The organism is Promicromonospora aerolata, from assembly GCF_042682255.1.
In the GTDB taxonomy this organism is placed as follows: Bacteria; Actinomycetota; Actinomycetes; order Actinomycetales; family Cellulomonadaceae; genus Promicromonospora; species Promicromonospora aerolata.
On sequence record NZ_JBHUHF010000001.1, the window covers coordinates 1,643,327 to 1,658,719 of the forward strand.

The window sequence follows — 15,393 nt, forward strand, 5'->3', positions numbered from 1 at the left end:
CCGCGTTCGATGGCGTGCGCTTGGCACACTTTTTCGAGTGTCAGCGGGTCGGCGTACCGTCTGCGTTGTCTCCACGGCCGGGGCGGCCCTGGCCCCGGCCGTGGAGACAACGCCCCAGCCGCTCAGCCTTCGAGCGCCCAGGCCTCCACGACCGTGTACCGCGGGCCGCCCTGCGCCCCCTCGCCGGGGCGGGACTCGACGAGGGCGAACGAGTCCGCCGTCCAGTCGGGTCCCGCGTACACGGACAGCGCCTGGGCGGCGGGCTCCAGCGCCGACCTCGGCTCGCTCCCCGCGCGCTTGCCCCACCGGTCCCGCCCACGCGGGGGCCTGACCTGGCCGGCACGCGCGTGCGCGACGGTGACGTGCGCACGGTGCGGTTTGACATCGTCCGGCACCTCACGGGGCGAGACGGCCAGACAGTCGGTCGCCAGGTCATGCAGGGCGCGCGTCCCCCCGTCGACGCCGATCCAGAGGACGCGGGCACCGTACGAGCCGGCACCCCGGAGGCGCAGGTCGATGGGCGCGTGCTTCCGGGCGACGTCGGCCAGCTCCTCGCGCAGCTCCGGGACCGTACCCTCCGGGAGGTCGGCGTAGAACGCGAGGGTGATGTGCAGGTTCTCCCGTGGGACCCAGCGAGGCGAGGCGGGTACGCCGTCGATGGCGAGCCCGAGATGGTCCTTGACGCTGGTGGGCGGGATGACCGCCGTGAACAACCGCACGTCACGATCCTAGGCGCGGGGCTCTCGTGGCGGGCGCCGGTCCCGTCGCGAGCCGCGCCGGTCAGGCTCGGACGGCCGCGACGGCCTCGTCGAACAGCTGCACCAGGTCGGCCGTACCGCCCGACGCACGCCAGGCCTCGACGGCCGTGTCGAGGCACGCGAGCGCGGCGGCGATGACGGCACGGGCGCGATGGTCTGCCGTGGGCCCGGGGGTGATGCCCAGACGCCGCTCGATGTCGGGGGCGAGCAGCTCCTGCCAGCGGAGATGCTTCTCGAGGTGCCGCGCGCGGAGCGAGGGCGCGTCGGCGTACATGCCGGCGATCTGCAGCTCGGAGGCAGCGTCGGTGTCGGGACCCTGCAGGCTCTTGAACGCCTCGCGCAGCGCCTCCCACGACGTCTCGGCCGCCGGGCGCGCCTCGAGCGCCTCGCGCACCCGGAGCCCGAGCGCCTCGAGGTCACCCAGGACCACGTCTTCCTTGCTGCCGAAGTAGTGGAAGAAGGATCTCCGCGAGATCCCGGCAGCAGCCGCGATCTGATCGACGGTGGTCGCGTCGAAGCCCTGCTCCGCGAACAGGCGGAGAGCCGTGTCCGTGATCTCGGCACGGACCGCGCGGCGAGTCCGCTCACGCAGCGTCGGAGCATCAGGCGTCGCATCCATGCCTCGATCCTACCTGCGGTGCCAGTGCTTGCACTGAGTGCACAGTACTGCCTACAGTGCAGCATGGCCGACATAGACTTCACCGCTCAGAGCACCATCGTCACCGGCGCCAGCTCGGGAATCGGCGCCGCCTTCGCACGGGCCCTCGCGAAGCGCGGCTCCGACGTGATCCTGGTCGCCCGCCGCCTCGACCGCCTGCAGGACCTCGCGAGCGAGCTCGAGCGCGACCACGGCGTACGCGCCACCCCGATCGCCCTCGACCTCAGCAGACCCGGCGCCGGACCGGCGCTCGCCGGTGAGGTCGCGGCGCGCGGCCTCACCGTGACGGGGCTCGTCAACAACGCCGGCTTCGGCACCGACGGCCCGTTCCACGAGGAGGACCCGGATCGCCTGCGCGACGAGATCGCCGTCGACGTGGCGAATCTCGTCGACATCTCACGGGCGTTCATCGAGCCGCTCCGGCAGGCAGGGTGCGGCATCCTGGTCAACGTCGCGAGCCTCGCGGCCTACGCGCCAGGGCCCGACATGGCCGTCTACTCGGCCTGCAAGGCCTTCGTCCTCAGCTTCACCGAGGCGCTCTGGTTCGAGTCCCGGTCGAGCGGTCTCCGGGTGCTGTCCCTCGCGCCCGGACTCACCCGCACCGAGTTCTTCGACGACCTCGCGGGCGGCGCGTACGCCGGGAGCTACCAGACGCCCGAACAGGTCGTCGAGGCGGGCCTGCGGTCGCTGGACCGGGGCAACCGCCGACCCAGCCTCGTCTCCGGCCGGCGCAACGCGCTGGCCGCAGGACTCGGGCGCTTCTTCACGCGACGCCGCGCCGTGCTGCTCTCCGGCATGATCAGCGCCCGCTCACGCAACACGTCCGCGACCCCAGCCGCTCCGGCACACCCCTGACGGGCGCCGTCAGCGCTGGGCCCGGCTGCTCGCGTACAGGCAGACGGTCGCTGCGGTCGCCAGGTTGAGGGACTCCGCCTTGCCCCGGATGGGTACCCGGACGACGGCGTCGGCCAGCGCACGGTCCGCCTCGGGCAGGCCCCAGGCCTCGTTGCCGAACACCCAGGCGGTGGGACCGGCGAGGTCCGGGACGGCGCCGCTCCCGGCGTCGTCCAGGAGCTCGTCCAGGTCGAGCGGGCCCGTGCCGTCGGCGGCGAGGACGTGGCACCCGGCCGCGCGCAGCTGCGTCAGCGCGGTGTCGAGCGCGAGCCCGGTGACGACGGGCAGGTGGAACAGCGACCCGGCGGTGGAGCGCACCACCTTGGGGTTGTGCACGTCCACGCTCTCCCCAGCGAGGACCACCAGGTCGGCGCCCGCGGCGTCGGCGGCTCGGATGACGGTGCCGGCGTTTCCGGGGTCGCGAACGGTGGCGAGCACGGCGGCCAGCAGTGGCCGGCCCGCTCGCGCGGGATCCCGGGCGGCCAGTGCCTCGCTCAGCGTCGGCGTCGTGGACCGCACGACGGCGAGCACGCCCTGGGCGTCGGCGCTCATCGCCTCGAGCACCTCGGGTGTGCCGAGGTGCAGGAACAGTCCGGCGGACCGCGCGTCGTCGACGATCTCGGCGTACCGCTCCGCGGCGGCGCGCGTCAGGTAGACGTCGCGCACCGACCGCCCCGCATGCCGCACGGCTTCTCGCACGCCCTGCGGCCCTTCGACCAGGTAGAGGTCGTGCCGGGAGCGCGCCGAACGCCCGGCCAGTGCCCGTACCTGCTTGATGCGGTCGGCTCGCGGATTCACGAGCGTCACATCAAGCACTGACGGGGCCTCCGTAGAGGAATCTGGCCGGGCGTCCGGTGAACTGCTCAACCTCAGGCAGCGGCCGGGGCGTTGACATCCGCCGGCAGCGCGTCCTTGGCGACCTGGACGAGGGCGTTGAACGCCGCGACGTCGTTGACCGCAAGCTCCGCGAGCATGCGACGGTCGACCTCGACACCAGCGGCCTTCAGGCCCTGGATGAGGCGGTTGTAGGTCAGACCCTGCGCGCGGGAGGCAGCGTTGATGCGCTGGATCCACAGCTTGCGGAAGTCGCCCTTGCGCGCCTTCCGGTCACGGTACGCGTAGACGAGCGAGTGGGTGACCTGCTCCTTCGCCTTGCGGTAGAGGCGCGAGCGCTGGCCGCGGTAACCGGCGGCGCGCTCGAGGGTTGTACGGCGCTTCTTCTGGGCATTTACTGCCCGCTTCACGCGTGCCACGTGAGACTCCTTGTACTTCGGGGCTGGAAGGGTTCTTGGCGACGCCCGTCAGGCGCACGCCATAAAGGTCACTTACCGAGCAGCTTCTTGACCTTCTTGACGTCGGCCGGTGCAACGGCCTGGTCCATGGCCAGACGACGCGTGCGACGGCTGGACTTGTGCTCGAGGTAGTGGCGCGCGTTGGTCTGCTCACGCATGATCTTGCCGCTACCCGTGACCTTGAACCGCTTCTTCGAGCCGGAGTGCGTCTTGTTCTTCGGCATGACTGCCGTCTCTCCTCATGTCGGTCGACCGCTGCTGGAGCGGCGACGTTGTACCTGGGTCGGTAGGCCGACCCGGTGTCGTAGTGGTCTTGGTGACCGTGGCCTCAGGCCTTGCGCGGTGCACGCGGCTTGGGAGCCACGGGCTTCGGCGTCGGCTTGGGTGCCGGTACGGGCTTGGGATCCGCCTTGGCCGCCGGCTTCGCTGCCGGCTTCGAGGCAGCCTTGGCCGCAGGCTTGGTGGCCGGCTTCGGCTCCGGGGCCGGCGTCTCGACGACGGGCTCCGGCTCCGCTTCCGCAGCGGGCTCGGGCTCGGGCTCGGGCTCGACGGCAGCCTCCGGCTCGGCGACCGGCTCGGCCTCCGCGACGGGCTCCTCGACGACGGACTCGGGGGCCGGCGCTGCGGCAGGCTCCTCGACCGGGGTCTCGGCCGCCTCGTCCACCTGGTCCTCGACCGGCTCCGAGCTCTCGGGCTCGTCGGCCGCACGCGCCCGCGCCTTGGCCTCCGACTTGGTCATCCGACCAGCGTTGACCTCATCGGCGCGCTTGCGCTGCTCGACCTTGGCGTCTGCCTTCCGCTTGACCGGCCCGAGCACCATGGTCATGTTGCGACCGTCCTGCTTGGGCATGGACTCGACGAAACCGAGGTCCGAGACGTCCTCCGCCAGACGCTCCAGCAGGCGACGACCCATCTCCGGGCGCGACTGCTCACGGCCACGGAACATGATCATGACCTTGACCTTGTCACCGGCCGACAGGAAGCGAACGACGTGGCCCTTCTTGGTGCCGTAGTCGTGCGGGTCGATCTTGAGACGGAACCGGATCTCCTTGAGGACCGTGTTCGCCTGGTTGCGCCGTGCCTCTCGTGCCTTCATGTCGGACTCGTACTTGAACTTGCCGAAGTCCATGAGCTTGGCGACGGGCGGGCGGGCGTCCGGCGCAACCTCGACGAGGTCGAGGTCAGCGTCCTGGGCGAGCTTCAGGGCGACCGCCGTGGCAACCACGCCGACCTGCTCCCCGCCAGGCCCGATGAGACGGACCTCGGGGACACGGATCCGGTCGTTGATGCGAGGCTCGGTGATGGTGATGCTCCTTGGAAGTCGTTGATTGACCACCAGGAACGAGAAATGGCTCCCGCCCTGAACACAGGTGGAAGCCATCGCAAGGAAAGGGTGCGGGGGTTCAGCCAGAACAACGCCGAACCTCTGCACCCGACCTAGGACCCGGACTCTGTCGGCACCTGCTCGGCGCTCGGTCGTGACTCGGGTGGGATGGTGATCCACTTTGTGTACCCGGCTCGCACCGGGTCGGTCGTGGCTCAACGATAGCAGCACGACGACGGCCCCCGCCATCCCGGCTGGTGTGAGGTCGGCCGCCACTCGCGCGGGGCGCGGGACACGACACGACCCACAACTGGAATCATTCCAGTTTAGGGTCTAGGCTCCGAGGCATGCCGTCCACCGCCCCTGCTCCCACGATGCCCGAGGATCTCCTCCGTGGCGCCGGTCTCCGCGTGACGGCCGCCCGCGTCGCGGCACTGCGCGCAGTGGGCGAGCAGCAGCACGCCACGGCGGACGACGTGCTGAGCTCGGTCCGGGAAGAACTCGGCACCGTGTCCGTACAGGCGGTCTACGACGTGCTGCACGCGCTCACCGACGCGGATCTCCTGCGCCGGATCGAGCCGGCCGGACACCCGGCGCGCTACGAGCGCCGGACCGGCGACAACCACCACCACGTCGTCTGCCGCCGGTGCGGCGCCATCGGCGACGTGGACTGCACCGTCGGCCACGCGCCGTGCCTGACCCCGAGCGACGACCACGGGTTCGTGGTCGAGACCGCCGAGGTCACCTACTGGGGCCTGTGCCCGGACTGCAGCGCCTGAGGCCGCGCCGCAGCGAGCCGGGGCGCCGGGCCGGGCGCCCAACCAGGAACCGAGCCCTCGTCGACCACGCCGAACCCGCAAGAACCCCCGCAAGCAGGAGCAAAGGAAGGCATGTCTGAGATGACTACCCCTTACACCACCACGCAGACCGGTACCCCGGTCGCCAGCGACGCACGCTCGTTGAGCGTCGGCGCGGACGGCGCGACCGTCCTGCACGACCGTTACCTGGTCGAGAAGCTCGCCTCGTTCAACCGTGAGCGCGTGCCGGAGCGCAACCCCCACGCCAAGGGCGGCGGGGCGTTCGGCGAGTTCGTCGTGACCGAGGACGTCTCGCAGTACACGCGTGCCGCGGTGTTCCAGAAGGGTGCGACGAGCGAGACGCTGCTGCGCTTCTCCTCCGTCGCCGGCGAGCAGGGCTCGCCCGACACGTGGCGCGACGTGCGGGGCTTCTCCCTGCGCTTCTACACCACCGAGGGCAACCTCGACGTCGTCGGCAACAACACGCCGGTCTTCTTCCTCCGCGACGCGATGAAGTTCCCGGACTTCATCCACTCCCAGAAGCGCCTCGGCGCCTCGGGCCTGCGCGACGCCGACATGCAGTGGGACTTCTGGACGCTGTCGCCCGAGTCGGCGCACCAGGTCACCTACGTCATGGGTGACCGTGGCCTGTCGAAGTCGTGGCGCCACCTCAACGGCTACGGCTCGCACACGTACCAGTGGGTCAACGCCGAGGGCGAGCGGTTCTGGGTGCAGTACCACTTCATCTCGCAGCAGGGCGTGGAGAACATGTCGAGCGCCGAGGCGGAGCGGATCGCCGGCGAGGACGCCGACTACTACCGCCGCGACCTGTACGAGTCGATCGACCGCGGCGAGTACCCCTCGTGGGACGTCAAGGTCCAGGTCATGCCGTACGAGGACGCCAAGAACTACCGGTTCAACCCCTTCGACATGACGAAGGTGTGGCCGCACGCCGACTACCCCCTGATCAAGGTCGGCACGTTCACGCTGAACCGCAACCCGCGCAACTTCTTCGCCGAGATCGAGCAGGCCGCGTTCTCGCCGGGCAACCAGGTGCCGGGCACGGGCATCTCCCCCGACAAGATGCTCATGGCCCGCGTCTTCGCGTACAACGACGCGCACCGGCACCGCATCGGCGCCAACTTCAACCAGCTGCCGGTCAACCAGCCGCACGCCGCCCCCGTGGCCAACTACATGCACGAGGGCTCGATGCAGTACCACTTCAACGGCCCCGAGCACCGGGTGTACACGCCGAACTCCTTCGGGGAGCAGGGCGGCCCTGTGGCCGACCCGGCGCGCGGTGTCGAGTCGGCGTGGGAGTCGGACGGCGAGCTCGTGCGGTCCGCCCAGACGCTGCACGCCGAGGACGACGACTTCGGCCAGGCCGGCACGCTGTACCGCGAGGTCTTCGACGACGGCGCCAAGGCGCGCTTCCTGGAGACCCTGACCGGGCAGGGCCGGTCCATCACGATCGACGAGATCCGGGAGCGGTTCTTCCAGTACTGGACGAACGTCGACGCGGAGCTGGGCGCCAAGCTGCGCGCGGCCGTCGCTGCCTGATCGCAGCACAGCGGTAGAAGGCCGGGTCCCGTCGGGGGCCCGGCCTTCGTGCTGCCCGGAGCTCCGGGCAGCCGCCGAACGTGCCTAGCCTCCGAGCAGCTCCACCTGAGCGAGGGCCCGCCCGTCGCTCAGCTCCAGCCGGAGCCCGGTCACCGGCACGGCGCCGGCCAGCGGTACGGGCTCGTCCAGCACGAACGGCCGCAGCTGGCCCGGCCAGCGCCACTCCTGGCCGGACCGCTCGTCCAGCACCCGCCCGTCGTCCGCGACCAGCCGCCAGGCCGACGGCGGCGTGCCGTCGCCGACTGCCGGCGCAGGACCGCAGGTGAGCGTGTACGCACGCAGCACCGCTTCGTGCGGAATCTCCGAGGTGGGCTGCCACTCGAGCGTCCCGGCCAGCTCCGTCGACGTGGTCAGGTCGCCGTCCGTCAGCCGGGGAAGCGCCCCGCCGGGGCCGTGCCAGCTGCCGCCGAGCCGCTGCCACGCCCCGGTCGAGGCCACGGCCTCGGCCCTGGCGTCCGACGGCATCGGCACGCCCCAGCGCGTCGGCGTCGCCGACAGGTCGAACCGTAGGGTCGCTCCGCCGGCCAGGTCGTCGTGCTCGACAGCGGGCGACGTGACCGCCCTCGCCGTGCCCGCACGGTCGGTCAGCTCCAGGCCGGCCACGTACCAGCGGTCGGCCGCGTCCGGCGCCTCGACCACCAGGTCGCCGTCCGGCCGGTGCACCACCGCACGCTCGAAGAGCGGCGACGTGACCGCCCAGCGCGACGAACCGATCTCCAGGGGGTACAGCCCCAGGGCAGAGAGCACGTACCAGGCGGACATCTCACCGTTGTCCTCGTCGCCGTGGTAGCCCTGCCCGATGTCGTTGCCGGTCCACAGCCGGGCCAGGATCTCGCGGACCGTCTCCTGCGTACGGTCCGGCCGCCCCGCGAACAGCCACGTGTACGGGATGTGGTGCGACACCTGGTTGGACTGACCCAGCTGGCCCAGGCGCACGTCGCGGGCCTCGACCATCTCGTGGATCACGAACCCGTAGGACCCGGGCTTGTCCGCCCGCTCCGGCGTGGTGAAGAACCGCTCCAGCAACCGCTCGAGCCCGTCCGTGCCGCCGTGCAGGCCGGCCAGGCCGGCGCCGTCGTGCACCGGGTGGAACAGGAAGTTCCAGGCGTCGGACTCCGTGTAGTCCCCGCCCCACTCCCCCGGGTCGAACGGTCCTGCGCCGAACGAGCCGTCCCGGCCGCGTCCCCGGAAGAACCCGGTCGCCGGGTCGAAGAGGTGCACGTACCCGAGCGAGCTCTGCCGCAGGTACGCGGCATCGTCGCGCAGCGCACGGCGGCGGCCCTCCGGTGTCCCGGGCGCGTCCGCGAGCGCCTCGGCCATGCGGGCCAGGCCGGCGTCGTTGATGTAGCCCTCGAGGCTCCAGGACACCGACTCGTCGACGGAGCGCGGCACCCAGCCGTGGGTGAGCGCGAAGTCCTGGCCCTTGCGCCCTACGCCGGACCGGGTCGGCAGGGCGGTCGCATTGCGCAGGCCTGCGTCGTAGGTGGCGAGGGGGTCGGGCAGCGGGACGCCGCGCAGGTACAGGTCGGCGAACGCGACGTCGGAGGAGGTGCCGGTCATCAGGTCCGCGTAGCCCGGCGACGACCACCGCGCCACCCAGCCGCCCTCGCGGTACTGCTGGACGAAGCCGTCGGCGAGCCGGGCCGCCAGGTCCGGGTACAGCAGCGCGTAGGCGGGCCAGCAGGTGCGGTAGGTGTCCCAGAACCCGTGGTTGACGAACATCTCGCCGGGTACGGCCGGGGCGCCGTCGAGCACCGGCGAGGCGTGCACGGGCGCGCCGTCGGCCCCAGTCTCGGTGTACGAGGACGGGTAGAGGTTCAGCCGGTACAGGTTCGAGTAGAGGGTGACCCGCTGCTCCCGGGTGGCGCCCTCGACGTCGAGCACCCCGAGGCGGTCGTCCCACTGTGCCCGCGCGTGCGCGGCGACGTCGGCGAAGGAGCCGCTCACCTCACGCTCCAGGGCGTGCCAGGCGAGGTCCTCGCTGATGTAGGAGGTTGCCACCCGCACCTCGACCGTGCGCCCCGCCACCGGGTCGGCTCCGGTGCCGGGGCCGGTCGGGGGGTCCAGCGCGACGGTCGCGTAGGTCGCGTGGTCCCGGCCGCGGGCGCGCCCGGTGCGCAGCACCGGCCGGGAGATCCGGCCCACCACGTACATGCGGCTGCGTCCCACCGAGAGCACGCTGCCGTGGTCGCTCCACCCGGTGAGGGTGCCGTCGTCGTGCACCGTCACGGCCACGGGCGGCCCGTCCGCACCTGCGTCGCTCACGGCGTCGATGACCAGGTGCCCGGTGGTGGCACCGGGCGGGAACGTGAACCGGAGCACGCCGCCGTGGTCGGACGCCGCGACGGCCACGCGGGCGCCGTCGTCCAGTTCGACGGCGTACCGGTGCGGGCGGGCCGTCTCGGCGTCGTGCGAGAAACCGACGGCGCGGGACTCCAGACCCGCGTCCGGGACCCCTTGGTCGCCGGGGCGCGCCGGGACCAGGTGGAACGCGAGCTGGTCGCGGTCCCCCATCCACGGGCTCGGTTCGTGCGAGATGCCGACGCCCTGCAGGCGTGGCCGGTTTCCGGGGCCGTTGTGCGCCGCCCACGAGTAGAGCCAGCTCGCCGACGACGCGTCGGTCAGCGGGACCCACATCGTGAAGCCGTTCGGCACCGCTGCCGCCGGCAGGGTGTTGCCGCGCGAGTACGCGCCTGACGAGTGGGTGCCCCGCCGGGTGTCGACGAGGTCCGTGCGGCTGGTCACCGCGGGTTCTGCGTACGGTCCGACCGTGACCGCGTCGAGCCAGACCACACAGTCGCCGCCGTCGGGCGGCGCGGTCACCACGGCGGCCGCACGCACGCGCCGTCCGACCACCTCGTCGGCCGCGCGGCCGACATCGACGTGGACCGAGTTCCAGTGGTCGGGCACCAGGATCCGCGCGTCGCCCTGCCCGACGGCGGTCGCCGGCATGCCGTGCTGGTCGGTGAGCGTGCGCCCGGCCTCCGTCCGGGAGAGCCACGTGCCGTCGTCGAGCAGCAGGTCGACGGCGGCGTAGGTCGAGCGGTACGTGAGGTCGCGGTCGAGCACCGGCAGGAGGACGTAGCGCAGGGCGAGACCGGCCTCGAGCGGGACGTCGAGGCCGTCGAGCACCACTGTGCGGTTCTCGCCCGCCGTGCGGTCCTCGCCCACCGTGCCGTCCTCGCGGCGGTGGCCGATCAGCCGGGCGTGCTCGCCCGTCAGGCCGACCCCGGGCCGGCCTGCCGGGACGTGTTCCGGCCCGGTCATGCCGCCCCCTCCTGGAGCCGGTCCGTCAGGGTGCCGTCCGCGAGCGCGGCGGAGTCGCAGTCGTGAGCGATGGCAGTGGCCTTTCGTCGCGGGCGAGGAACGCCCGGGTGGCTGCCGCGGCCTCGTCCTGCGGGAGGTCCGTCGGCACTGTCGTGCGGCGCGGACCGGGGTGTGCCCCGGCGTCGCGCGCGTCGGTCACAGGTCTGCGAGCAGCATGTTGCACTCGTCGACCGCCGCGTCGAGCGCTTGCCGCGAGGTCCTCTCCCCCGCGATGGCCGCCGCGAACTCCTGGTTGACGACCGCCGTCATCGCGTCGTCCACCTCGACCGGCTGGAGCACCTCGGCCGTGGTGAGGCCGCTGAACGCGATCTCCTTGGCGTCACCCTGCGGGGTGCCGTCGCTCCGGGCGAGATCGGGGTCGCCCTGCGAGGCGGTGGTGGACGGGAAGACGCCGGGCACCTCCGCCGCGAACGCCTCCTGGTTGGCGGCGTTCGTCACGAACTTCGCCAGCGCGACCGCTGCCGGCCGGTTCGCCGACTCGTCCGAGACCGACAGCCCCTGCACGTACAACGGAGTGGCGCCCAGGTACGGCGACGAGGCGATCTTGCCCTCCAGCGACGGGTTCTCCTGGAGCACCCGGTTGATGAAGTTGCCCCCACCGGTCGACCACGCCACCCGGCCCTCGACGAACAGCCGGCTGTTGCCGAGGTAGGCGTCGGTGAGCACGTCGTCGGGCAGCAGCCCGTCGGCGTACGCCGCGCGGTAGACGTCGAGGAGCTCGGCCGCCTCGGGCGTGTTGAACGTGAACTCGGTGCCGTCGTCGGACAGCACGGGCAGACCCGCGGCCGCGAAGTCACCCAGCCCCGGTGTGCGGCTCATCAGGTAGTCGCCGGTGGTGTCCATCATGGTGCGCGCCTGCTCGACGAGCTCGTCCAGGGTGGTCGGCGGCGTCGCCGGGTCCAGACCCGCGTTCTCGAACATCTCGGTGTTCCAGTAGTTCAGATCCGTGGTCAGGTACCAGGGGTATCCGTAGGTGCCCTCGAGCCTCGCGTACCGGTAGGCGGCCAGCGCGCCGGGCACGTAGGTGTCCGCGAGGGTCTCGTCGGCCCCGGCGATGTCGGTCAGCAGACCCTCGCGTGCCAGCAGGAGCGCGAAGTCCGGCGGCAGGTTCGTGACGTCGGGCAGCTCGCCCGCGGCGGCCTGCGCGAGCACCTTCGCCGAGTACCCCTCACCCGGCTGGTCGATCCAGGTCACCGTCGTACCGGGGTGCTCCCGCTCGAAGTCGGCGATGACGCCCTCGATGTACGGGGCGAAGCCGGGTTCGAGTGCCCAGGTCTGCAGGGTGACCTCACCGGTCACTCCGCTCACGGGCCGCAGCCCGGAGGCCGCCTCCGTGCCGCCGCTGCCACGGTCCGCAGCGCTGAAGGAGCAGCCGCCGAGGGCGGCCAGCACGGTCAGGGCCGCTCCTGCCGCCCCGATCCTCCTGATCTTCATGACAGCTCCTTCCAGCAGATGCCTCGTCGCGTCCTGGAGTACGTGCCCGGTGCTGCCTCGGTCGCCACGCCGAGGCGATCTGGGCCGGAAGCGTGGCGCGTGCCCCCGATGGTGTCAAGAGGAGCCCGTCCTGGCGTGCCGGGGCGACAGGTCACGGGGGTGAACTGTCGCCCCGGCACGCCGGGAGCCGGTCTCAGTCCCGGGCGAAGCGCAGCGTGCGGACCTCGAACGGGCCCAGCTCGACGGCGAGGCCCTGCTCCGTCAGGTCCACCGCGCCACCGTCCAGGTCGTCCTCGATCAGGCTCACGGTGCGGGCGCCGGCGACGGGCGCCGCCACCGTGACGGTGCCCGACGCACGACGGCCCAGCGCCTCGTAGACGCGCACCACGAGGTCACCCGACCGGTCGTCGGCGAGCTTGACCGCCGAGAGCGTCACGCCGCCCGACACGCTGACCAGGGGATCGACGTCGGACGCCCCACGCAGCTCGCGCGGACGGGCGCCGAACGTGGCTCCCGCCTCGGTCGCCCCGGCGGTGTCCACGCCCACGACCAGGCCGTACCGGTGGGTCTGCACCCCTGGTCGGTCTCCGGGTCCGGGAAGCGCGGCGCCCGCAGCAGCGACAGGCGCACGGTGGTCGTCACCGCGGGCGAACCCGGTGCCGGCGCCACGCCGTCGTCGGACACCTCGCGGGTCATGTCGTACCCGTACACGGAGTCGTTGACCAGGCCGACACCGAAGCCGGGCTCCTGCGCGAGCACCCACCGGTGCATGGAGGTCTCGAACTTCGCCGACTCCCAGCTCGTGTTGGTGTGCGTGACCCGCTGGTGGAAGCCGAACTGGGTCTCCGCCGCGATGTGCTCGGCGCGCACGTCGAGCGGGAACGCGACCTTGAGGAACTTCTCGGCCTCGTGCCAGTCGGTCCGCATCGAGACCTCGAGGGTCCGGCTGCCGGGCGCGAGCGTGATGACCTGGTCGAGGCTGGACGCGGAGAAGGTGCGGTGCACCGTCACGACTGCCACACCGTTCTCCACGGCGGCGGTCACGCGCTCCGCCGCGCGCAGGTCGGTCACCGCGTTGCGGTAGAACCGGTCCACGTCCCAGGCGTCCCACTTGTTCGGGAAGTCCTGGTGCAGCTGCAGCACGTTCGCCTGCCGCCCGGGCGCCACCGCTTCGCGGCCCGTGGCCAGGTCGATCGCGGAAGTCACGTGGCCCGCCCCGTCCAGGGTGACCTGGACCAGGTCGTTCGCCAGGACGTACCCGCCGTCGGGCAGCTCGGTCAGCGTGCTCGGCGCGGCCGTCGGACCCGTCGCGGTGCCGACGCCGAGCGCGGGCACGCCCGCCTGGGCGAACGCGGCCGGGTTGGCGCGCAGGACGGTGTCCCCCTCGCCGACCAGGGTGCGCAGGGAGCGGTCGATGATCGCCTGCGCGCCCGCGGTGATCGCCGCGTGCTGCGCCACGGTCTCGCGGTGCACCCAGGCGATCGACGTGCCGGGCAGGATGTCGTGGAACTGCAGCAGGAGCACCTGCTGCCACAGCGCGTCCAGCTCGTCGTACGGGTAGTCCGCCCCGGTGCGGGCCGACGCCGTCGCCGCCCATGCCTCGGCCTCGACCAGCAGCTGCTCGTTGCGCCGGTTGCCCTGCTTGGTCCTGTGCTGCGACGTCAGCGTGGCCCGGTGCAGCTCCAGGTAGAGCTCGCCGACCCAGACAGCGCTGTCACCGTGCCCCGATGCGACCAGCTCGGTGCGAGCCCGCTCGAAGAACGCGTCGGGGTGCTCCCAGCGGACCTTCGCGCTGCCCTCGAGATCCGCCAGGCGAGCGGCCTTGCCGGTCATCTCGCGGGTGGTGCCGCCGCCACCGTCGCCCCAGCCGACCGGGGCGATGGAGCCGGACGCGTACCGCGACTCGCGGAACTGGTGCGCCGCCTTGGCGACCTCCTCGCCCGAGAGCTGCGAGTTGTAGGTGTCCATGGGCGGGAAGTGGGTCAGCACGCGGGAGCCGTCGATGCCCTCCCACCAGAACGTGTGGTGCGGAAACTTGTTGACCTGGTTCCAGGAGATCTTCTGCGTGAAGAACCAGTCGAACCCGGCGCGGCGCACGAGCTGCGGCAGGGCCGGGGAGTAGCCGAACGAGTCGGGCAGCCAGACGCCGCGGGTGCGCACGCCGAGCTCACGCTCGAAGAACCGCTGCCCCTGGGAGAACTGGCGGGCGAGCGCCTCACCCGACGGCATCACGGTGTCGGACTCGACCCACATGCCACCCAGCGGCAGGAAGCGCCCCGATGCCACGGCGTCCTTGATCCGGGTCCACACCTCGGGCCGGTGCTCCTTGACCCACGCGTACTGCTGGGCCGAGGACATGCCGTACACGAAGTCGTCGGTACGGTCGATGAGGTCCGCCATGGACGACGTGGTGCGCGCGACCTTGCGGATCGTCTCCCGCACCGGCCACAACCACGCCGAGTCGATGTGCGCGTGCCCGACTGCGGAGATCTCGTGGGCGCTCGGCTCGGCCGGGCTGGCGAGCACGTCCGCGAGCGCCGCCCGGGCCGCGGCGGCTGTCTCGGGGATGCGCTGCAGGTCGAGCGCGTCGAGGGCGTCGTCGAGGGCCTGCAGGATCCGCATGCGGCGCGGGCCGGTGGGCAGCTCGGCCTGCAGCTCGAGGAGCACTTCGACGTCGAGCGCGAGGTCGTGCACCTCGGCCTCGAAGACCGCGAGGTCCATGCGCCGGGTCGTGTACAGGGGCCGCGGCGAGGATGTCCTGGTGTCGCCCTCCTGGGTCTGCTGGAACAGGTCGTGCCCCAGCAGCACGGGGTTGGAGGCACCCTCCAGGTACAGCTCGACCTGTTCGCCGCCGGCCGCGGCGTCGGACACCGGGACGTGCTGGTTGCGAGGGTTGATCGACTTCACCGGGCTGCCGTCCGGGCGGTACACCAGCGCCTCGGACTGGAAGCCGGGCATGTTCGTGTCGAAGCCCAGGTCGACCACGACCTCCACCGCCCGCCCCGCCCACTCGGCCGGGACCGTGCCCGTCAGGCGGAACCACGTGGTGCCCCAGGCCCGGCCCCACGGTGTGCCCACCTCGTACGGCTCCATCGTCAGGGCCAGCCCCTCCTGCGGGGAGACCGGCTCCCCCGGCAGCACGTGCCACTCGACGTCGAGCGGTACGGACGTCCCGTGGACCGCCGGCCAGATGCGCTCCGTCAGCACGCGTCGCGCGCGCCCGGTGGTCAGTGTGATGTCGTCGTGCATCGAAGGGCCTCCCCCTGTGTCACCTTTGAACGCACGCAGG

At 72.0% G+C, this 15,393-nt stretch carries 11 protein-coding genes and 1 pseudogene; 3 read left to right on the top strand and 9 right to left on the bottom strand.

Annotation, left to right across the window (positions count from 1 at the left end; all coding sequences use genetic code 11):
- Positions 1 to 122: 122 nt before the first annotated feature.
- Positions 123 to 719 carry an RNA 2',3'-cyclic phosphodiesterase gene (thpR, locus tag ACFSL2_RS07505; RefSeq protein ID WP_377197252.1) on the bottom strand — a complete coding sequence of 199 codons (597 nt, stop codon included), beginning with the start codon at positions 717 to 719 and terminating at the stop codon, positions 123 to 125.
- A gap of 61 nt (positions 720 to 780) precedes the next feature.
- Positions 781 to 1,377, bottom strand: coding sequence for a TetR/AcrR family transcriptional regulator (locus tag ACFSL2_RS07510; protein WP_377197253.1), 597 nt, complete (start codon positions 1,375 to 1,377; stop codon positions 781 to 783).
- 63 nt (positions 1,378 to 1,440) lie between these two features.
- Between ACFSL2_RS07510 and ACFSL2_RS07515 the strand changes: the two genes are divergently transcribed.
- On the top strand, positions 1,441 to 2,271 hold the full coding sequence (locus ACFSL2_RS07515) for an SDR family NAD(P)-dependent oxidoreductase (protein ID WP_377197254.1): 831 nt from the start codon (positions 1,441 to 1,443) through the stop codon (positions 2,269 to 2,271).
- Between the two features lie 9 nt (positions 2,272 to 2,280).
- On the opposite strand, the gene ACFSL2_RS07520 is transcribed toward ACFSL2_RS07515, so the two are convergent.
- The 4 genes from ACFSL2_RS07520 to infC all read right to left on the bottom strand — a co-directional run bounded on the left by ACFSL2_RS07520 (position 2,281) and on the right by infC (position 4,983).
- Entirely contained in the window at positions 2,281 to 3,117 is an 837-nt protein-coding gene (locus ACFSL2_RS07520) for a TrmH family RNA methyltransferase (protein WP_377197255.1), read from the bottom strand.
- A 62-nt stretch (positions 3,118 to 3,179) separates the two neighbouring features.
- Positions 3,180 to 3,563 (bottom strand): 50S ribosomal protein L20, encoded by a 384-nt coding sequence (rplT, locus tag ACFSL2_RS07525; RefSeq protein WP_108490904.1) that lies wholly within the window; start codon positions 3,561 to 3,563, stop codon positions 3,180 to 3,182.
- A 68-nt stretch (positions 3,564 to 3,631) separates the two neighbouring features.
- Positions 3,632 to 3,826 carry a 50S ribosomal protein L35 gene (gene rpmI / locus ACFSL2_RS07530; RefSeq protein WP_377197256.1) on the bottom strand — a complete coding sequence of 65 codons (195 nt, stop codon included), beginning with the start codon at positions 3,824 to 3,826 and terminating at the stop codon, positions 3,632 to 3,634.
- 104 nt (positions 3,827 to 3,930) lie between these two features.
- Positions 3,931 to 4,983, bottom strand: coding sequence for a translation initiation factor IF-3 (infC, locus tag ACFSL2_RS07535; protein ID WP_377197257.1), 1,053 nt, complete (start codon positions 4,981 to 4,983; stop codon positions 3,931 to 3,933).
- 290 nt (positions 4,984 to 5,273) lie between these two features.
- Here infC and ACFSL2_RS07540 point away from each other — a divergent pair, with 290 nt between their 5' ends.
- The gene (locus ACFSL2_RS07540) at positions 5,274 to 5,705 is read left to right on the top strand and encodes a Fur family transcriptional regulator (RefSeq protein ID WP_377197258.1); all 432 of its coding nucleotides are present in this window, start codon (positions 5,274 to 5,276) and stop codon (positions 5,703 to 5,705) included.
- Positions 5,706 to 5,825: 120 nt separating this feature from the next.
- Positions 5,826 to 7,283, top strand: coding sequence for a catalase (locus tag ACFSL2_RS07545; RefSeq protein WP_377200783.1), 1,458 nt, complete (start codon positions 5,826 to 5,828; stop codon positions 7,281 to 7,283).
- A gap of 84 nt (positions 7,284 to 7,367) precedes the next feature.
- Here the strand turns inward: ACFSL2_RS07545 and ACFSL2_RS07550 are convergent, their stop codons facing one another.
- The 3 genes and pseudogenes from ACFSL2_RS07550 to ACFSL2_RS07560 form a co-directional block, all read right to left on the bottom strand.
- Entirely contained in the window at positions 7,368 to 10,610 is a 3,243-nt protein-coding gene (locus ACFSL2_RS07550; RefSeq protein ID WP_377197259.1) for a GH92 family glycosyl hydrolase, read from the bottom strand.
- A 195-nt stretch (positions 10,611 to 10,805) separates the two neighbouring features.
- Complete coding sequence (locus tag ACFSL2_RS07555; protein WP_377197260.1) at positions 10,806 to 12,104, bottom strand: ABC transporter substrate-binding protein; 1,299 nt, start codon at positions 12,102 to 12,104, stop codon at positions 10,806 to 10,808.
- A 193-nt stretch (positions 12,105 to 12,297) separates the two neighbouring features.
- A pseudogene (locus ACFSL2_RS07560) lies at positions 12,298 to 15,353 on the bottom strand (alpha-mannosidase).
- Positions 15,354 to 15,393: the final 40 nt, after the last annotated feature.